General features: G+C 77.4%; 21 protein-coding genes. 10 read left to right on the top strand and 11 right to left on the bottom strand.

The annotated features are described in order from the left end of the window. The 4 genes from ABQ292_RS14815 to ABQ292_RS14800 form a co-directional block, all read left to right on the top strand. Window positions 1-463: GAF and ANTAR domain-containing protein (locus ABQ292_RS14815; RefSeq protein ID WP_369207657.1), on the top strand; the 463-nt coding region annotated here is incomplete at its 5' end. Beyond that, complete coding sequence (locus tag ABQ292_RS14810) at window positions 460-1,248, top strand: MEDS domain-containing protein (protein WP_369207655.1); 789 nt, start codon at window positions 460-462, stop codon at window positions 1,246-1,248. The genes ABQ292_RS14815 and ABQ292_RS14810, both read left to right, overlap by 4 nt. Next, window positions 1,245-2,168 (top strand): hypothetical protein, encoded by a 924-nt coding sequence (locus ABQ292_RS14805; protein WP_369207653.1) that lies wholly within the window; start codon window positions 1,245-1,247, stop codon window positions 2,166-2,168. The genes ABQ292_RS14810 and ABQ292_RS14805 overlap by 4 nt, the downstream gene beginning before the upstream one ends. A gap of 90 nt (window positions 2,169-2,258) precedes the next feature. Beyond that, window positions 2,259-2,696, top strand: coding sequence for a hypothetical protein (locus tag ABQ292_RS14800; protein ID WP_369207651.1), 438 nt, complete (start codon window positions 2,259-2,261; stop codon window positions 2,694-2,696). A gap of 150 nt (window positions 2,697-2,846) precedes the next feature. Here ABQ292_RS14800 and ABQ292_RS14795 read toward each other — a convergent pair whose 3' ends face one another. From ABQ292_RS14795 to ABQ292_RS14760, 8 genes are all read right to left on the bottom strand, one after another. Continuing rightward, window positions 2,847-3,431 carry a hypothetical protein gene (locus ABQ292_RS14795; protein WP_369207649.1) on the bottom strand — a complete coding sequence of 195 codons (585 nt, stop codon included), beginning with the start codon at window positions 3,429-3,431 and terminating at the stop codon, window positions 2,847-2,849. 148 nt (window positions 3,432-3,579) lie between these two features. Then, window positions 3,580-5,001, bottom strand: coding sequence for an NADP-dependent succinic semialdehyde dehydrogenase (locus ABQ292_RS14790; protein ID WP_369207647.1), 1,422 nt, complete (start codon window positions 4,999-5,001; stop codon window positions 3,580-3,582). 84 nt (window positions 5,002-5,085) lie between these two features. Next, window positions 5,086-6,474, bottom strand: coding sequence for a chromate efflux transporter (gene chrA, locus ABQ292_RS14785; RefSeq protein WP_369207645.1), 1,389 nt, complete (start codon window positions 6,472-6,474; stop codon window positions 5,086-5,088). A gap of 17 nt (window positions 6,475-6,491) precedes the next feature. Continuing rightward, a complete protein-coding gene (locus tag ABQ292_RS14780) occupies window positions 6,492-6,923 on the bottom strand; it encodes a chromate resistance protein ChrB domain-containing protein (RefSeq protein ID WP_369207643.1) in 432 nt (143 codons plus the stop codon). After that, a complete protein-coding gene (locus ABQ292_RS14775; RefSeq protein WP_369207641.1) occupies window positions 6,920-7,417 on the bottom strand; it encodes a Chromate resistance protein ChrB in 498 nt (165 codons plus the stop codon). Before ABQ292_RS14775 ends, ABQ292_RS14780 begins: the two co-directional genes overlap by 4 nt. A gap of 127 nt (window positions 7,418-7,544) precedes the next feature. Then, window positions 7,545-8,057 (bottom strand): HNH endonuclease signature motif containing protein, encoded by a 513-nt coding sequence (locus ABQ292_RS14770; RefSeq protein WP_369207639.1) that lies wholly within the window; start codon window positions 8,055-8,057, stop codon window positions 7,545-7,547. Next, on the bottom strand, window positions 7,972-8,769 hold the full coding sequence (locus ABQ292_RS14765) for a DUF222 domain-containing protein (protein ID WP_369207637.1): 798 nt from the start codon (window positions 8,767-8,769) through the stop codon (window positions 7,972-7,974). The genes ABQ292_RS14770 and ABQ292_RS14765 overlap by 86 nt, the downstream gene beginning before the upstream one ends. 183 nt (window positions 8,770-8,952) lie before the next feature. Next, on the bottom strand, window positions 8,953-9,930 hold the full coding sequence (locus ABQ292_RS14760) for a sulfotransferase family protein (RefSeq protein ID WP_369207635.1): 978 nt from the start codon (window positions 9,928-9,930) through the stop codon (window positions 8,953-8,955). 104 nt (window positions 9,931-10,034) lie between these two features. On the opposite strand from ABQ292_RS14760, the gene ABQ292_RS14755 reads away from it, so the two are divergent. From ABQ292_RS14755 to ABQ292_RS14740, 4 genes are all read left to right on the top strand, one after another. Next, window positions 10,035-10,946: a glycoside hydrolase family protein gene (locus ABQ292_RS14755; RefSeq protein WP_369207633.1), complete on the top strand. Its 912-nt coding sequence runs from the start codon at window positions 10,035-10,037 to the stop codon at window positions 10,944-10,946. A 105-nt stretch (window positions 10,947-11,051) separates the two neighbouring features. Further along, window positions 11,052-11,153 carry a putative leader peptide gene (locus tag ABQ292_RS14750; RefSeq protein WP_369207631.1) on the top strand — a complete coding sequence of 34 codons (102 nt, stop codon included), beginning with the start codon at window positions 11,052-11,054 and terminating at the stop codon, window positions 11,151-11,153. A gap of 73 nt (window positions 11,154-11,226) precedes the next feature. After that, a complete protein-coding gene (locus tag ABQ292_RS14745; RefSeq protein ID WP_369207629.1) occupies window positions 11,227-11,760 on the top strand; it encodes a cysteine dioxygenase in 534 nt (177 codons plus the stop codon). Further along, window positions 11,757-12,170 carry a rhodanese-like domain-containing protein gene (locus ABQ292_RS14740; protein WP_369207627.1) on the top strand — a complete coding sequence of 138 codons (414 nt, stop codon included), beginning with the start codon at window positions 11,757-11,759 and terminating at the stop codon, window positions 12,168-12,170. The genes ABQ292_RS14745 and ABQ292_RS14740 overlap by 4 nt, the downstream gene beginning before the upstream one ends. Here ABQ292_RS14740 and ABQ292_RS14735 read toward each other — a convergent pair. Together ABQ292_RS14735 and ABQ292_RS14730 are read right to left on the bottom strand one after the other, a co-directional pair. After that, window positions 12,167-13,204: a glycosyltransferase gene (locus ABQ292_RS14735; RefSeq protein ID WP_369207625.1), complete on the bottom strand. Its 1,038-nt coding sequence runs from the start codon at window positions 13,202-13,204 to the stop codon at window positions 12,167-12,169. The two genes, ABQ292_RS14740 and ABQ292_RS14735, sit on opposite strands and share 4 nt — an antisense overlap. Next, window positions 13,201-14,280, bottom strand: coding sequence for a glycosyltransferase family 9 protein (locus ABQ292_RS14730; protein WP_369207623.1), 1,080 nt, complete (start codon window positions 14,278-14,280; stop codon window positions 13,201-13,203). Before ABQ292_RS14730 ends, ABQ292_RS14735 begins: the two co-directional genes overlap by 4 nt. A gap of 113 nt (window positions 14,281-14,393) precedes the next feature. Between ABQ292_RS14730 and ABQ292_RS14725 the strand changes: the two genes are divergently transcribed. Both ABQ292_RS14725 and ABQ292_RS14720 read left to right on the top strand, forming a co-directional pair. Further along, window positions 14,394-15,665, top strand: a complete 1,272-nt coding sequence (locus ABQ292_RS14725; RefSeq protein WP_369207621.1) for a glycosyltransferase — start codon at window positions 14,394-14,396, stop codon at window positions 15,663-15,665. Beyond that, window positions 15,662-17,473: a glycosyltransferase family 2 protein gene (locus ABQ292_RS14720; RefSeq protein WP_369207619.1), complete on the top strand. Its 1,812-nt coding sequence runs from the start codon at window positions 15,662-15,664 to the stop codon at window positions 17,471-17,473. Before ABQ292_RS14725 ends, ABQ292_RS14720 begins: the two co-directional genes overlap by 4 nt. 97 nt (window positions 17,474-17,570) lie before the next feature. On the opposite strand, the gene ABQ292_RS14715 is transcribed toward ABQ292_RS14720, so the two are convergent. Next, window positions 17,571-17,963, bottom strand: a complete 393-nt coding sequence (locus tag ABQ292_RS14715; RefSeq protein ID WP_369207617.1) for a hypothetical protein — start codon at window positions 17,961-17,963, stop codon at window positions 17,571-17,573. Window positions 17,964-18,029 lie beyond the last annotated feature (66 nt).

Genomic DNA, 18,029 nt, shown 5'->3' with positions numbered 1-18,029 from the left:
GGCGGCGGCCCTCGGGGGCAAGCCGGCGGGCAGCGCCGACCTCGGCCGCGACGCGCGCTGGCCGGCGCTGGCTGCACGCGCCGCCGCCACGGGCATCCGGACGGCCACCTGCCTGCCGCTGGACACCGGCCGCGAGGTGCTTGGCGCCCTGTCGGTCTACACCCCCGGCCCCGGCGCCGGGCCCGACGGCGCGGTGCTGAGCCAGGTGGCCGGGCAGGCCGCCCTCGCGCTGCGGGCGGTGCAGCGGATCGAGCACCTGACGACGGCGGTGGCCAGCCGCGACGTCATCGGGCAGGCCAAGGGCGTCCTCATGGAGCGCTACCGGATCACCGCCGACGCCGCCTTCGGCATCCTCGTGCGGGCCTCGCAGGACACCCACCGCAAGGTCCGCGACGTCGCCGCCCTGGTCACCGAGACCGGGGAGACGCCGGCGCACCCGGAGCCCGGGGACCCCTGCCGATGAGCCGCGGCGCCCACGACTACGTCGTCCTCGACAGCGAGGAGGCCCACGCCCAGGTGGTGGGCGACTTCGTCGTCGAGGGGGTCCGCCGCGGCGAGTGCGTGATGGTGGCCGGGCTCGGCACGCGCGAGCCGCGGCTGTGGGCGCGGCTGCGGCGGGCCGGCGTCGTGGGCGAGGACTGGCAGCCGTCGGACACGACCGTCGTGCGGGTGGTCGCGCCCGACCCCGCGACGCTCCCCGACCTCGTGGAGAGCGTCCTGGCCGAGGGGTATGCCGGCGTGCGGTTCACCGGCGCCATCACCGCGGCCGGGGAGAACCCCTTCGAGGAGGTGATCGGGCGGCTGGTCGACGAGCGCCCGATGACCGTGCTGTGCCCCTACTTCCGCGATCTGCTGCTGCCGGGACAGCGGACGTCGCTGGCCGTCTGCCACGACGCCGAGCACGACGCGTCGGCCGAGTTCGACGACGGCGTCTTCCGGCTGACCCGGGTCGGCCAGGTGCTGCACCTGACCGGCGAGCTGGACTCGGGCAACGCCGACGCGCTGCGCGCGGTGCTGCGCACGACCCTCAGCGAGGACGGCGGGCCGGCCACCTGGGACGTCACGGACCTGCGCTTCATCGACGTCGGCGCGGCCGACTCGCTGGTCGCCGCGGCCGCCGGCCCGCCGGGGCTGACCCTCGTCGGGGCGTCGCGGCTGACCGCGCGGCTGGTCCGGCTGCTCGCCGAGCGGCACCCGGACCGCCAGGTGGCCCTGGCCGACGAGCCCCCCGGGGAGACGCCGCGGTGACGGCTCCGGCCGGGGCACCGGTCCACCGGTGCGCCTTCCACACCGGTCCGACCGAGGCCGGTGTGATCGCCGCGGCACTGTGCCGGCGCGCCGTGGCCGCCGGGTCCCCCGTGGTGGCCTACGTCGACGACGTCGTCCGGCGGGTCCTCGCCGAGCGGGTGCCCGACACCGCGACCGTCGTCTTCCAGGAGCGGCAGGTGCTCGTCGAGGAGGAGCCGGAGGCACTGGTCGAGCACTGGGTCCGGCAGGCGCGGCCGGGGGCGGCGGACCTGGTGACCGTCGTCTGCCAGCAGCCGTTCGAGCTCGCGCCGGACGTCGAGCGGTGGTGGGCCTCCGAGCACGCGATGACGGAGGCGGTCGCGGTGCAGCCGGTCGCGCTCACCTGTCTGATCGACACCGTCGACCACCCGGCGCAGGTCGCGATGGCGCTCGGTACCCACCCGGTGCTGTGGTCCGAGAGCGGCGACCTGCCCAATCCGGACCTGCGGGTACCGGGCGTCCTCCCGGCCGACGGCCGGTGCCTCGCCGAGGCGGTCCTCGACCCGCAGACCGGCGCGGCCAACCGCCGCTGGTGGTACGACCGGCTCGCGACGGCCGGACTGCCCGACGGCCGGCGCGACGAGCTGGTCCTCGTGCTGCACGAGGCGGTGACCGCCGCGGCCACGCTGAACGGGACCCCGGGCGGGGTCCGGGTCCGCCTGAGCGTGGCCGGAGACGCCACCACCGGCATCGCGGTGTCCGGCGAGGTGCTCACCCGCACCCCGTGCGAGCTGCTCACGCCGTCGGAGGTGCCCTCCGACCGGCGGCTGCTGATGCTCTGGCTGGCCGAGAAGGTCTCCCCGGCGGTGTCGCTGGCCGTGCTCCTCCACTCCGGCGGGTCACGGTTCCTCGTGTCCGCGCAGCCGCTCGATCGCGCCTGACCGCGAGCGGGTCACGGCTGCGCAACGGCGCGCCGGTCCCTCGCACCCCCCGGGAGAGCCACTCGTTCTGCCCGGAGGGGTGGTCGTGCGGTGACCGGGAGCGGAGACGACGACGACGGCGGCGGCGGGGACGTCGGCGGGGACGTCGCCGCGGAGTGGGGCGGCGCGGTCACCGAGGTGGAGCGCCCGGCCGAGGCGCGGGCGTGGGTGCGGACGCGGGCCGAGGCCGCCGGCTGTGCCGCCGGCGTCGTCGACGAGCTGGTGCTGCTCGTGTCGGAGGTCCTGGTGGCCGACGCCGCCCGGTCCCGCGTGGCGTCCGGCCCGCGGCTGCTGCGCGCCCTCCCCACCCGGGACGGCTTCGTGGTCGAGGTGTCACTGCCGGGGCCGCTGCTCCCGCTGCCGGATCGGCCCGCCGACGACGGGACGGCCCGGCTGGCGCTGGCCGCCGCGGTGACGACGGTCACCGTGCTGGAGTCCCGCCCGGGCGACGAGGGCGGACAGTGGGTGTGCGTGACGGTGCGGACGTGAGCCGGCCCCGGCCCCCGCGGCGTGCGGGGACCGGGGCCGGACGGCCCTCCTGCAGGGTCCCGCCGCGAGCGTGCGAGCGGTGGGGGGCACGGCCCCTCTGCAGGGTCCCGCCGCGAGCTCGCGAGCGGTGGGGGGCAGAGGGGTCCTTCCTCAGTCGGGCAGCAGCCGCCCGAGCAGGCCCTTGACCGTCGAGCCGACGCGGTAGGACTGCACGAGCCAGGCGTTGCACACGATGACCGCGCCGGCCAGCGCCGGGACGGCGGCCTGGGTGACCCGCTGCCGGGCCTGCCACTTCTTGATCTCCGCCGGGGTGCCGGCCGAGGGCAGCGTGGCGTCCTTGACCTCGAGGCTCCCGTCCCTGGCGGCCTGCTCGGCCAGCTGACCGATCTTCGCGCCCGAGTAGGCGGCGTACGCGGTGGCGCCCGCACCGGCCACGGTGAGCGCTGCCTTGAGGGTGCCGACCGTCGCGTAGCCCTTCTGCAGCGCCAGCCGTTGCTTGTTGCTGCGCGTCAGCTGCAGGCCGGTGACCAGCGTGGCCGCGATGCCGCCGAACTGTGCCGGCTGGAACCGCGACCAGGCGGAGCTGGCCACCCGGACCTTGTCGATGCCGGAGGTCAGGTCGCTGCCGGATTTGTTGACCCCTGCGATGCCCATGACCGAGCCGCCGAACCACAGGGCGGTGCCGAGGTCGTGCACCGACTGGGCGATGAAGTGGTTGTCCGTCGTCGTCGTCACGAGTGCTCCTGTCCGGGTGCCCGCGCTGGGAGGGCACGGCACCACGTCGAACCGTCGTCGGCGTCCCCGCTGCTCAGGGGCCGGTCGGATGCGTCGTCCGCTACCCCACCCGGGCGCGACCGGAAACGGCGCCCGGGCGGGGACGGGCTCACTCCGAGGCGCTGGCGGTGTTCCCCTGCGCCTGCTCGCTGCTGCGGGGGCCGATCCAGACCGTCTTGGCGTTGGTGAACTCGTACATGCCGAGCTCGGTCAGCTCGCGGCCGTAGCCGCTCTGCTTGACCCCGCCGAAGGGCAGCTCGGGGTAGCTGGTGACCATCCCGTTGACGAAGGCCATGCCCGCCTGGACGTCGCGGATGAAGGTGGCCCGCTCCTCGGCGTCCTCGCTCCAGAGGTTGCTGCCCAGGCCGTAGGGGTGGCTGTTGGCGATGTCGATGGCCTCCTCGAGGGAGTCCACCGTCCACAGCGCCGCGACCGGGCCGAAGACCTCCTCGTCGTAGAGGTCCATCTCCGGCGTGATCCCGGTGAGCAGGGTCGGCTCGTAGAACCAGCCCGGCCCGTCGGGGCGCTTCCCCCCGGCGGCGACGGTGGCGCCCTTGTCGACGGCGTCCTGCACGTACTTCTCCACGTCCTCCCGGCCGGACTCGGTGGCCAGCGGGCCGACCTGCGTGGCCTCGTCCATGGGGTCGCCGACGACGAGCGCGGAGAGCTTCTCGGCGAACAGGCGGGTGAACTCCTCGGCGACGTCGGTGTGCACGAAGAACCGCTTGGCGGCGATGCAGCTCTGCCCGTTGTTCTGGCAGCGGGCGGTGACGGCGACCTCGGCGGCGCGGTCGAGGTCGGCCGAGGGCATGACGATGTAGGGGTCGCTGCCGCCGAGCTCGAGCACGGTCTTCTTCAGCGCGTCGCCGGCGATGGAGGCCACCGACTGCCCGGCCGGGGCGCTGCCGGTCAGGGTGGCGGCGGCGACGCGGTCGTCGCGCAGCACCCGCTCGATGGCCGAGGAGCCGATCAGCAGCGTCTGGAAGACGTCGGCGGGGAAGCCGGCCTTGCGGAACAGCTCCTCGATGTAGAGCGCCGTCTGCGGCACGTTGCTGGCGTGCTTGAGCAGGCCGACGTTGCCGGCCATGAGCGCCGGCGCCGCGAAGCGCATGGCCTGCCACAGCGGGAAGTTCCACGGCATGACGGCGAGCACCACGCCGATCGGCTGGTGGACGACGTAGGCGTCCTCGGCGCCCACGGCCCCGGCGTCGGCGGGGCGCGGCTCGAGCATCGCCGGGCCGTGCTCGGCGTAGTAGCGCAGCCCCTTCGCGCACTTGCCGACCTCGGCCTTGGCCGCGGCCAGCGTCTTGCCCATCTCGGTGACCATGAGCTCGGCGACGGCGTCGGTGTCGCCGTCGAGGACGTCGGCGGCCGCGCGCAGCCAGCCGGCCCGCTCCTCGGGGCGGGTCAGCCGGTAGGAGCGGAACGCGGCGACCGCCCGGTCGAGCCGCTCGTCGACGGCCTCGTCCGACAGCGGTTCGTAGGTCTTGAGCGTCTCGCCGGTGGCCGGGTTGATCGTCGCGATCGCCATGTCGGTCCCCTCCCGTCGTCGGCGTGCGGGGTGCACGCCTCTCCGGGGATGAGCCCTACCCGGCCCGGCGCCGGTCACCCGCGCTCAGCCGACCGGCAGCCCGGCCAGGCCGGCGGCCAGCCCGAGGACGGCACAGACGCCGAGCGTGCGCAGCACCGACCACCGGAGGCGGAACAGCAGGACGGCGGCGACGGCGGCGATCACCCAGGCGACCGGCCGCACCGTGGCGGGGTCGGGGAGCTCCAGCGCCAGCCGCCCGACCCGCACGGTCCCGGAGAACAGCGTGTGGACGGCGAAGTACAGGCCGAGGCTGGCGATGACGCCGACCACCGCGGCGGTGATGCCGGTGAGCGCCGAGGACAGCGACCGGTTGCCGCGCAGCCGCTCGATGTAGGGGGCGCCGAGGAGGACGAACAGGAAGCTCGGTACGAACGTCACCCAGGTGACCAGCAGCGAGGCGAGCACCGCCGCGGCCCACGGGTCGAGGCCGCCGGGGGCGCGGAAGGCGCCGAGGAACGCGACGAACTGCACCACCATGATCAGCGGACCCGGGGTGGTCTCGGCCAGCGCCAGCCCGCGCACCATCTCCCCCGGCGTCAGCCAGCCGTACGTGGTGACCGCGGCCTGGGCGACGTAGGCGAGCACCGCGTAGGCGCCGCCGAAGGTGACCACCGCGGCGCCGGAGAAGAACAACCCCTGCTGGGTCAGCGTGCTGCCGGTCCCGGTGAGCAGGGCGACGGCGGCGACCGGCACGCCCCAGGCGAGCAGGCCCACGGCGAGCACGGTGAGGGTGCGGCGGGCGGTGGGGCGCTCGGCGTGCAGGGCGTCGTCGGCGATCACCGGCGGCGGGCCGTCGCCGACGAGGGCCTCCCCCACCGCCGCTGGCCGCCGCCGGCCGAGCACCCAGCCGCCCAGGCCGGCGGCCAGCACGACGAGGGGGAAGGGCACGCCGAGGACGGCCAGGGCGAGGAACGCGACGACGGCGATGGCGACGAGCGCACGGCTGGTGAGCGCCCGCTTCGCCACCCGCTGCACCGCCTGGGCGACGATCGCGAGCACCGCGGGCGCGAGCCCGGCGAACAGCGCGGCCACCGCGACGGTGCCGCCGAAGGCCACGTAGACGGCCGAGAGGGCCAGCAGCGCGACGACGCCGGGGAGGACGAACAGCCCGCCGGCGACCAGCCCGCCGCGCGTGCCGTGCAGCAGCCAGCCGACGTAGGTGGCCAGCTGCTGGGCCTCGGGGCCGGGCAGCAGCATGCAGTAGTTCATGGCGTGCAGGAACCGGCGCTGGCCGATCCAGCGGCGCTCGTCGACCAGCTCGCGCTGCATGACCGCGATCTGCCCGGCCGGTCCGCCGAAGGTCTGCAGCGAGACGAGGAACCAGGCGCGGACGGCGGTCCGGAACGGCGGCACCGCGGTGGCCGGGGCGGAGGGCGGGGCGGTGGCGGAGGCGGCCGGCGTCGGCTCGGTCATGGGATCTCCGTCGGGGGTCAGGCCGGCTCGCGGCCGAGCAGCAGGCGGCGGCGGACGTACTCGTGGAGGCCGTCGAGGAGCGGGCCGGAGACGGCGAGGGTGCGCTCGTCGTCTCCGGTCATCGACAGGCCGCGCAGCAGGACGTCGAGGCCCGGGGCCTCGGGGGCGTCGAAGCGGCCGTCGTCGAGGTCGGCCTCGTGCACGATCTCGCCGATCCGCTCCAGCACGGGGTCGTCGAGGCGGTGCACGCGCAGGATCGTCTCGAACGAGCAGTCGCCGCCGACGTGGCCGAGGGCCACGCCGCGCATGTCGAACGGCGTCGCGCCGGCCGGGACGTCGGCCGGGTCGACGACGAAGACGAACTCGGCGTCCGGGTCGACGAAGCGGCGGATGAGCCAGGCGCAGGCCGCGCGGTCGACGTGGATCCCCGCCCGGGTCGCCCACCTCACGGCGTGGACCTCCGCCCGGCGGGCACGGGGTCGCCGACCGATGCCGCGAGCGCGCGCAGCGCCGCGCCGGCAGCGTCCCGCTCGGCCGGCGGGAAGAAGTCGCGACGGCCGATCGCCCGCCACCCCGCACGGAGCCGGCGCAGCACGCGGGCCCGCTCGGCGTCGGGCCCCGCCAGCGCGGCGGCGCACTCCGCGGCCAGGGCGCGGTACTCCCCGGCCCGCGCCGCGGCCATGCCCGCGGCCAGCTCGCGCTCCTGGGCTGCGGTGGCCGGGCGCGCGGTCCAGATGCCGGCGCTGCCACCGGCGGCCGACACGTCGTCGGCCAGCCACTCCAGCGACTCCCGCGTGCGTGCGTCGGCCGGGAGGGCGACGACGCCGTCGGCGAGCTGGGCGACCCCGAGCCTGCGCAGCCGCCGCCACAGCGTCGTCCGCGGACCCGAGGGCTCGCGCGGGAGGCGGTAGGAGAGCAGCACCCACTCCCCGACGGCGGTCACACGAGCGATGCGACCACGGTTGCAGCAACGCTGTCCAGGCGAACCGTTCGCCAGCAGGCCCACGGCCGACCTCCCCGCCTGGGACGGGAGGAGGCGGTGCCCGCCCTGTGTCGGCGCCCAGGTGTCGTCAGGCGGCGGGTTGCAGGCCGGTGCCGGTGAGGATCTCGGTGCCGTCGGGTCGGCAGGTGCGCCACGGCCCGTCGGGTCGTCGTTCGACGCGGAAGCCGTGGTGGACCTGGGCGTGGTGCCGCTCGCACAGCAGCGCCGAGTTCCCCAGGCTGGTCCCGCCGCCGTCGAGCCAGTGGACGAGGTGGTGCACCTCGGCCCACCACGTCGGGGCACCACAGCCGGCGAACACGCAGCCGCCGTCGCGCAGCTCCACCGCCCGGCGCAGGTACCGGTCGGCCAGCCGCTGCTTCCGGCCCAGGTCCAGCGGCGCCCCGTCGGGGCCCATCACCACGCGGGACACGGTGGCGTCGCAGGCCAGCCACCGCGCGCGGGCGGCGGAGATGGTGGCGCCGAACCCCATGCGTGCGGCGCCCGGCCCGGTCGCGTCATCGACGAGGTCCGCCAGGTCGATCACCACGGCGATCTGCGGCTTGTGTCCGCGCAGCGTGGGCAGGCTGCCGGCAGCCAGCACGGTGTCGCAGACCTGCACCAGCGCGTCGCCCTGCCGCTGAGCCCTGCCGCTGAGCCCGGCTGCGCTCATCCCCGGCGGGCCGGTCGGCCTGAACGACGGACTCCACCGCCGCCTGCAGCTTCTCCCCGCCGGCGGCGTCGAGGTGGAACCGGCCGCTGAGCGACCCGTCGGCGTGCCGGGCCAGCACCAGCGCGCGGCCCTCGGTGGGCTCGGGCTCGGGTCCGTCGGGGTCCAGCCGCTGCAGGCAGTGGTGCACCGCCGCCTCCACATCGGCGGAGGGCGCCGACGCCGCGAGGACGGCCGGCGCGGCGTCCACGCCGAGCAGGTCGACGTCGTGTTCGGCGGCGCGGGCCAGGTTGCCCGGCTCAGCCACCGGTGCGATCACCGCGGCCTGCCCGGCGGTGACCGCCCCGGCGGCGCACGCGGCGGCCACCGCCGGCAGCTGCTCCAGCGCCCGCCCGACAGCCACCACCCGCCCGGCCTCGGCCGCGGACAGGTGCCCGTGCCCGCGCAACCACGAGGCCATCGTCTTCAGCCCGTCGTGCTCGGCGGCGGAGGTCAGCTCGCACTGGCGCACCGTGCGGGCCACCTCGGCCGCCAGCCGGTTCTGCGCGGTCAGCAGACTGCGGAGCCGCTCGAGCAGCTGCGGGCCGGACACCGTCGGCAGGTCGTCGGAGGCGAGGGCGTCCAGCGCGGCGGCCAGCTCGTCCACGACACCTCCCACCGGTTCGATCAGGCGTTCGAAGTCCACCGGACCCGCCGCACCCCAGCGACGCGAATCCCCAGGCCAGGGCCGTGTCCACGGATCCGCAGCACCCCTCGACGGCGGCCTCGCGGACCACGGCGCCGACCGCGGGACCGACCGGCGACCGAGCACCGACCGGACGGACCGGCGTCAGGCCGGAGCCGGACGGCGGGAGCGGAAGTCGCCGCGGCCGGTGTCGCGGCGCCAGTCGTCGAAGGACTCGCCCGTGAGCTCCTCGAGCAGCCCGATGTCGGTCAGCAGCGGCGCGAGGACGGCGCGGCGCACCTCGACCGGCATCGGCGGCCGCGTCGTGCGGCCGGCGTGCAGCGCGGCCACCAGCGGCCGCGAGACCTGCCGCCACACCTGCGGCGGCGCGTAGGCACCCAGCGCGGCACCGGAACGGACCAGCCGGGCCAGCACCCGGTGGCGGGGGCCGTCGGCGACGTACGGCTTGACGTTCTCCGGCGCCACCGTGTGCGCCACCCCGAGCTCGACCCCGAGGAAGGAGCTGACCCGGTCGAGCGTCTCGCGCGGGGTGTCGACCAGCTGCCGGTAGCGCAGCAGGAGCACCTGCTCCCGCGGCAGGAGGGAGTGGAGATCGCGCAACTGCTCGCCGTAGCGGCCGAGGCCCCGGTAGTGCCAGAACGGCGCCCACCCGGCGGCCACCCGCTCCGCCTCCAGCTCGACGGCGGTGGCGAAGTCGGCCTCGGGCTCCAGGCCGTCGGCGCGCAGGTGCACCCAGTTGGACCACGCGCGGTCCACCGGGTCGCGCACGATCGCGACCACCCTGATCCCCGGGACGTCGGCGACCAGCCGCCGCTGCGCCGCCCGGTCGTGCAGGTAGAACGGCGTGCTCTCCCCGCGAACTGCGCCCGCCGGCGCGCCGTCGAACAGCCGCAGGTAGTCCTCGCGCCGCCAGACCCACTCGCGGGCGCTGTGCGCGTCACCGGGGCCGCGCTGGCCGCTGCGGGGCGGCGGCCGGCCGTCGGTCAGGTAGTACTTCGGCTCCTTGACCGGCGAGAGGTACAGGCCGGGGTGGGTGGCCAGTGCCGCGTGCAGCGCCGTCGTCCCGGCCTTGGGCGCGCCGGCGATGACGAACTGCGGCAGCCGGCCTGCGTCGGCGCTCACGAGGTCCTCCCTGCGGACGGGCCGCACGCGGCGGCGGTGTACACACGGGGCCGGGCTGCCCCGTCGCGGAGCCGCCGACCCCCTCTCCCGATCGGAGCTGCCGCGTGACCGTGTCCGTGCCCCGCCCCCCGGCACCCGACCGCTTCTGGGCCGACGCCGAGGTCGTCGTCGAGCCCGAGGACCCGCGCCCCGGGTCGTGGGCCGGCGCCCCGTCGGCACTGCTGGTCGACGGCACGTGGTGGCTGGCCCACCGCCTGCGCCGGCCGGTGGGCGAGGGCCGCGGGTTCGGCAACGTCGTGGCCCGCTCGGACGACGGCGTGCGCTTCGACCCGGTCCTCGCCGTGGGCAAGGAGCGCTTCGGCGCCGAGTCGCTGGAGCGGCCGGCGCTGGTGCACACGCCCGAGGGACGCTGGCGGCTCTACGTCAGCTGCGCGACGCCGGGCACCAAGCACTGGCGGGTCGACCTGCTCGAGGCCGCCACGGTCGCGGAGCTGGCCACCGCCGAGCCGCGCACCGTGCTGCCCGGCAGCGACCGCGAGGCGCCGAAGGACCCCGTCGTCCGCTGGGACGGCGAGCAGTGGCACCTGTGGGCCTCGGTGCACCCGCTCGAGGACCCCGACGCCACCGACCGGATGACCACCGAGCACGCCACCAGCCCGGACGGCGTCGACTGGACCTGGCGCGGCACCGCCCTGGCCGGCACGCCCGGCAGCTGGGACGCCCGCGGCGTCCGCGTCAGCACCGTCGTGCTCGACGGCGACCGCACCTGGGCGCTCTACGACGGCCGGGCCACCGCGGAGGAGAACTGGGAGGAGCGCACCGGGCTGGCCGGGCCCGACGGCGCGGGCGGCTTCCGCCCGGCGCCCGGCGGCCCCCACCTGCAGAGCCCGCACGCGCCGCACGGGCTGCGCTACGCCGACGTCGTCGCGCTGCCCGGCGGCGGCGCGCGCTGGTTCTACGAGGCCACCCGCGCCGACGGCGCCCACGAGCTGCGCACCGTCGTCCTGCCCGGCTGACCGGCCCGGGCACGCGGGGCCGACACCCATCGCTTCCTCCTCGCCGGGGACCCACCGCACGCGGGGTCAAAACGCACCAATCCGGTCGGCTTGACACACTATGCCGTGCCGGGGTCCCATGGCCGGGTGGCTGCCGCCCCGACGCTCACCCGCCGGTCCGCCGTGGACCTGCTGCGGGTGGCCAGCGCGCTGTGTCCGGCCGGCTGAGCACCGACCGACCGCCACCCCTCCGTGCCGCCCCTGACGGGACCCGGCGCGTCCTGCTCAGGAGAACCCACACGTGACCTCGCTGCTGTCCCCTGCCCGGAACACCGCCCGTGCCACGTCGGCCGCCGCGCTGGCCGCCGCGCTGCTCGCCGCTGCCGACGGCTGGCTGCCCCGTGTCGAGTACCGGGAGCCCAGCCGCTGGACCGGCCTGCTGCCGACCGGTGACGCCGCCGACCTGCTCGACCCGTCCCTGCACGCCGACCTCGCCGGCGCCCAGGTGTGGCTGCTGTCGTGGCTGCCCGGCCAGGACACGCCGCTGCACGACCACGGCGGCTCCGCCGGCGCGTTCGCCGTCGTCGGCGGGGTGCTCACCGAGGACGTCGTCGGCGGTCGCCCGGGCGCGGTCCGCGAGGCCGCCACCGAGCTGTGGGCCGGGCGGGTGCGCCTGTTCGGGCCGCACCACGTGCACCGGGTGACCAACCGGGGCACACGCCCGGCCGTGAGCGTGCACGTCTACACCCCCGGCCTGTCGACGATGAACCGCTACGAGCTCGCCGGCGGCAGCCTGCGGCACCTCGGCAGCGAGCGCGCCGGGGTGGACTGGTGACCGGGCAGCGCCCGCCCGGCGCCCGGAGCGTCGACCAGCTGCTGGCCGAGGCCCGCGCGCGGATCACCCGGGTGACGCCCGCGGAGGCCGCGCGTCGGGTGGCCGACGGCGCGGTGCTGGTCGACATCCGGCCCCAGTCGCAGCGGGAGGCCGACGGCGAGGTGCCCGGCGCGCTGGTCGTCGAGCGCAACCACCTGGAGTGGCGCTTCGACCCGGAGAGCGACGCGCGTCTGCCGGAGGCCACCGGGTACGACGTCGACGTCGTCGTCCTCTGCCAGGAGGGCTACACGTCGAGCCTGGCCGCCGACGCGTTGCGCTCGCTGGGCCTGGCCACGGTGAGCGACGTCGTCGGCGGGTTCCGCGCCTGGGTGGCCGACGGGCTGCCCACCACGGGTGGCCCCGCCTCCTAGCGGGGTGCGGCGGCCACGGCGGAGAGCACCCGGAAGGTCCGGGCGGCCATCAGCCCGGCGTCGAGCTCGCGCACCGCCCGGGCTCGCGCGCGGGCGCCCAGCTCCGCCCGCCGGGCGGGGTCGGCGAGCAGGCCGCGCAGCGCCGCGGCCAGCGCGCCGGGGTCCTCGACCGGGACCACCACGGCGTCCTCCCCCACCGCCCGGCGGACCTCACCCACGTCCGTGGCCACGCACGGCAGGCCCTCGGCCATCGCCTCCAGCAGCACCAGCGGCAGCGCCTCGATGCGGGAGGACAGCACGAAGACGTCGAGGCCGGCGAGGAACCCGCGCACGTCGTCCACCCAGCCGGGGAAGCCGACCGGCAGCCCCGCGGCCGCGACGCGCAGCGCCTCGCCGTCGCGGCCGGCTCCGCCGACCACCGCGTCGAAGGGCACGTCCAGCCGGCGCAGGGCTGCGAGGAGCACGTCGAAGCCCTTCTGCGCCGTGAGCCGGCCGAGGGCGCCGATCCGGGGGACGGCGTTGCCGGCCGGGCCGGCGGGGTCGGGCGGCACGTCGGCGCCGTTGGGGACGACGTGGACTCGCGCCGGGTCGAGCCCGAGGTCGGCGAGCAGCTGCTCGCGGCCCTGCGTCGACGGGCTGAGCACGCCGGCCATCCGCCGGTACAGCGCGGCCAGCGCGGCCCGCTCCTCCCCCCTTCTCGTGTCGCCCACCAGGTGCAGCACGCCGACCGTCGGCGCCACGTCGAGTGCGGCGGCCACCGCGGCGGCGTTGGACGCCGGGTCGACCAGGTTGACCACGACGACGTCGGGGCGCTGGGCGCCCAGCGCCGCACGGGTGGCCGGCGCGGCGGCGGCGTGCCGGGACAGCGGGACGACGGCGCGCTCGACCCCCACCCGCGCGAAGCCGGCCGCCACCGGCTCGGTGCAGACCAGGGACGCCGTCGCGCCGCACCCGCCCGCCCGCCGCAGGTGGTGCGTGAGCCACACCTCCGCCCCGCCCCAGGCGTCGGAGTCCGACACGAAGGAGACCCTCACGTGCCCGCCAGCTCCCGCGCGGCGCCGGCGACGTCGGCCGGCGAGACGGTGAGCGCGCAGCGGAACTCGATGGGACAGGCCAGGTGCGGGCAGGGCGCGCAGGCGACCGTCGGCGTCAGCGCGCGGTGCCGCGGGCCGCGGTGCGCCCAGCGCACCGGGTCGCCGGGCAGGAAGACGGTGACGCTGCGGGCGCCGACCGCGGCGGCCAGGTGCGCCGAGCCGGTGTCGTTCCCGACCAGCACGGCGCTGTCGCGCAGCAGCGCGGCCAGCCCGCCGAGGCCGGTGGCGCCGGTGAGGTCGACGGCCGGGGCCCGCATCCCGGCGACCACCCGGGCGGAGATCTCCCGCTCAGCGGGCACCCCGGTGACGACGACGGTCAGCCCGTCGGCGGCCAGCGCGTCGCCGACCGCGGCGTAGCGCTCGACGGGCCAGCGGCGCGTCGGCGCCGAGGCGCCGGGGTGCAGGACGGCGTACCGGCCGGGCTCGAGGCCGTGCGCCGCGAGGGTGGCCGCGTGCTCGGCCTCGTCGGCGGCGGTGACGGGGAAGCCCATCCCCGCGTCCCCGCCGGGGGGCAGGCCATCGCGCCGCGGCAGACCGAGGTGCTCGAGGAGGGCGAGGTGCCGCTCGGCCTCGTGCAGCCGGAGCGGATAGCGCAGGTGCAGCGCGCCGGTGCCGGCCGGCGGGTCCCAGCCGGTGGGTGCGAAGCCGCCGGTCAGGCGGGCGCCGAGCGCGGCGGTGACCCGGTTGGCGGCGGGCCGGTCGCCGTAGGCCTGCAGCGCGAGGTCGAAGCCGCGCTCGCGGGCGGCGACGGTGAAGGGCGCCCAGCCGGCGGCGTCGACCGGGCCGTCGGGGATGCCCTCGGCGCCGGGGAAGGGCAGCAGGGCGTCGACCGTGCCACCGAGCCGCTCGACCACCGGGGCCATGCGCCCGAAGGTGACGAGGGTGACCTCGACGTCGGGCCGGGCGGCGCGCAACCGGCGCAGCGCCGGCACCGTGCACAGCAGGTCACCGAGCCCGACGCGCAGCCGGACGAGCGCGACCCGGCGGACGGCGGGGTCGGCGAGCGGGGCGGTCACCAGCGCCCTCTGCCCCGCCCGCGTCCCGGCATAACCCCCAGGACGGCGCCTGGACCGCGCGCCGACGGGACCCGTGGTGCACTACAGGTCCCCCAGAAGCCGGAGGTCCCCGCGTGCCCCGCCCCGCAGCACCCCCTGGTCCCGCGCACGTGCTGCGCCTGTGCAGCGTCTTCGAGCCGGCGGCCCGGCGAGGGCCGGCGCGACCGGGTTCCCTGGCCGGCGAGCTCGACGGGCGGGCGGCACGCTTCGACCCGATCGGCGGGATGCAGAACCACACCGCCACCCTGACCCGCTGCCTCGACGCCCAGGGCCTGCGGCAGACGGTGGTCACCGCCCGGCTGGCCGGCCCGCGGGGCGTGACCGCGCTGGGCGACGGTGTCCGGGTGCACCGCACCGGCCTGCCGGTGTCGCGGCTGCGGCAGCTGTGGGCGCTGGCCGGGCTGCCTGCCGTGCTGCGCGCCGGGCGCCGGCCGGGCTCCGCGCCGGTCGACGTCGTGCACGCCCACCAGGGCGAGGACCTCGCCACCCTGCCGCTGGCCCGGCTCGCCGCGCGGGTGCACCACTGCCCGCTCGTGGTCACGGTGCACTGCAGCGTCGGGCACACGCTGACCGGCCGCGGTCCGAGGGTGCGGCTGCTGCGGGCGCTGGGCGGGTGGATCGAGCGCAGCACGCTGCGGCGGGCCGACGGCGTCGTCGTCCTCACCGGGCGCACGGCCGCCGCCCTGCGCCCGGACGGCGTCCCCGCCGGGCGGCTGTGGACCATCCCCTCGGGCTTCGACCCGGCGCTGTTCTCCGGCGGCGCCGACGACGTGTTCCCCGGTGTCGCGCGGCCGCGGATCGGCTACGTCGGGCGGCTGGCGCCGCAGAAGCGCGCCGACGTGCTGGTGCGCGCCTTCGGGCGGATGCTCCGGCCGGCCTCGCTCGTCGTCGTCGGGGACGGGCCCGACCGGGCGCTCGTGGCGCGGCTGGCCGCGGAGGGCCCGGCCGCGGCGCGGACCACGCTGGCCGGGTTCGTCGAGCACGGCCGGGTGCCCGCCGTCCTCGCCTCGCTCGACGTGCTGGTGCTGCCCTCGGCGTACGAGGAGATGGGGTCGGTGCTCACCGAGGCGATGGCCGCCGGGCTGCCGGTGGTGGCCAGTGACGTCGGCGGGATCCCCGAGGTGGTCCGGCACGGCGAGACGGGGCTGCTCGTGCCCCCCGGCGACGTCGGGGCGCTGACCGCCGCGCTGGACTCCCTCGCCAGCGACCCGGCGCTGCGGGCGCGGCTGGCCGCCGGCGCCCGGGCACGGTCGGCCGACTACGCCTGGCCGGCGCTGGCCGCGCGGGTGGCCGGGGTCTACGACGTGCTGCTCGGCGTGCCGGCCGGGGTCCGGGCCGCCGCGTGAGCCGGGCGGCCCGCGTCGCCGTCCTGGTGCCGGTGCACGACCAGGCCGCCTTCCTGCCCCGCGCGCTGGAGTCGCTGCTCGCCCAGGAGGAGACGGCGTGGCAGGCGGTGGTCGTCGACGACGGCTCGCCCGACCCCGCGGCGGTGGCCGGTGTCGTGGCGGCCCTGGCCGACCCGCGGCTGCGGCTGCTGCGCACCGATGCCAACCGCGGCCTGGGGGCGACCCTCAACACCGCGCTGGACGCGACCACCGCGCCCGTCGTGGCGTACCTGCCGGCCGACGACGTCTGGTACCCCGGCCACCTCGGCACCCTGCTGGGCTGCCTGGACGACCCCGCGGTGGTGCTCGCCCGCGCCGACCTGGCCGGGCCCGCGGGCACCCCGTACGCGCAGCTCGTGCAGGTGGCCCACCGGCGCACCGGGGACCGGTGGACCGAGCGCGCCGAGCTGGAGACCGACGACCTCGACCGGCTGATGTGGGCGCGGGTCGCCGGCCGCGGGAGCGCGGCGGGCACCGGCCGCGTCACCTGCGCCTGGACGCAGCACCCCGGGCAGCGGTCGCGGGCGATCCGCGAGTCCTTCGACGGCGGTCCCAACGTCTTCCGCACCCGCTACCGCGTACGGGACCCGCTGCGCTTCGTCTCCACCGACGGCACCGACCTCGACGAGGTCGCCCGCTACGCGCGGTTCCGCGAGCGGTCGTACCCGCCGTCGGCCGACGGGCTGCGGGTGCTCGTCGTCGGCGAGCTGGCGTTCAACCCCGAGCGGGTGCTGGCGCTGGCCGAGCGCGGGCACGCCCTCACCGGCCTGTGGACGGCGGACGGGCTGGGGGACGCGACGGTCGGGCCGCTGCCGTTCGGCGCCGTCCCCGACGTCGACCCCGGCCGCTGGCACGACGGGGTGCGCGCGCTGGCGCCCGACGTCGTGTGGGCGCAGCTGAACTGGCGGGCGGTGCCGTTCGCGCACGCGGTGCGCGCCGCGTTCCCCGACCTGCCGTTCGTGTGGCACTTCAAGGAGTCGCCGCAGCGCAGCGTCGTCCGCGGGGAGTGGCCGCTGCTGGCCGGCCTGGTGTGCGGCGCCGACGCCTGCCTGCTGGCCACCGAGGAGGAGCGCGACTGGTTCGCGTTGGCGCTGCGCGGCCGGGTGGACCTCGCGCGGCTCGGCGTCCTCGACGGCGACCTGCCCAAGCGCGACTGGCTGGACGCGCCGCTGTCGCCGAAGCTGTCGGACGCCGACGGGCAGCCGCACACCGCCGTCGTCGGCCGGCCCTCGGGGCTGGACCTCGACTGGGTGCTGGCGCTGGCCGCCCGCGGCGTGCACACCCACCTCTACGGGCAGGTGCGCGCGCCCGGGCCGAAGGGCTCCTGGACCGGCTGGCTGGACGAGGCGCTCGCCCGCGCGCCGGGCTTCGTGCACGTGCACCCGGCGGTCGGGCCCGAGGACTGGGTGCGCGAGCTGTCGCGGCACGACGCCGGCTGGCTGCACCGCTTCGACAGCAGCAACGGCGGCGACCTGCGCCGGGCCAGCTGGGACGACCTCAACTCCCCCGCCCGCCTGCCGGTGCTGCTGGCCGCGGGACTGCCGCTGCTGCAGCAGGCCAACCCGGGGTCGCTGGTGTCGGTGGAGCGGGTGCTGCGCGAGGACGGGACGGGGCTGCTCTACCGCTGCGCCGACGACGTCGCCGACGTCCTCACCGCCGAGGTGGCGGGCCGGGCCGGGCAGGCCGCCGCGCTGGCCGCCCGCGAGCGGCACGTCTTCGACGCGCACGCCGACCGCCTGGTCGGCCTCTTCCGCTCCCTCGCCCGCTGACGGAGGACCCCGTCCTCCCCACCCCTGGCTCCGCTCGCGGCGGGCCCCGGGACGGGGCCGGGAGCCCGGGCGCCTCGCGCGCGCGAGGCCCGACCCGTCAGGGCGCCGGCTCGGTCGGGGCGGTCGCCTCCTCCGCGGGCGCCGCCGGGCGCCCGTTCCGGTGCGGCAGGTGCAGGACGCCGCGCAGGTTCGGGTGCGGCAGCCGCGTGACCACACCGGACGGCAGGTGCACGTGCGGCAGGTGCAGGTGCGGCCTGGAGAGCGGGGGCACGTGCAGGTGCGGCAGGTGCCGGTGCTGTGCCCCCGGGACCCGCGCCACCACCGCCGCCGCCCGGAGCCGCAGCGACGCCTCACGCCTGGCCCGGACCGCGGCCTGCGCGGCGCGGTGGTTGCGCTCCCACCGCGCCGTGTTGCTCCGCGCCATGGCGATGACCAGCGCGATCTCCAGCGCGAACCCGACGACGGCGACGAGCGCCCACGCCCACCCCATGACGGCCCCTCCTCCGAGGCCGCCGCGCAGCCCGGTCCCCCGGCGTCCGCGGCGATACGGGAAGGA

It is taken from the genome of Geodermatophilus maliterrae (assembly GCF_041018925.1).
GTDB lineage: Bacteria > Actinomycetota > Actinomycetes > Mycobacteriales > Geodermatophilaceae > Geodermatophilus > Geodermatophilus maliterrae.
This window is presented reverse-complemented; position numbering and strand designations above follow the sequence as displayed.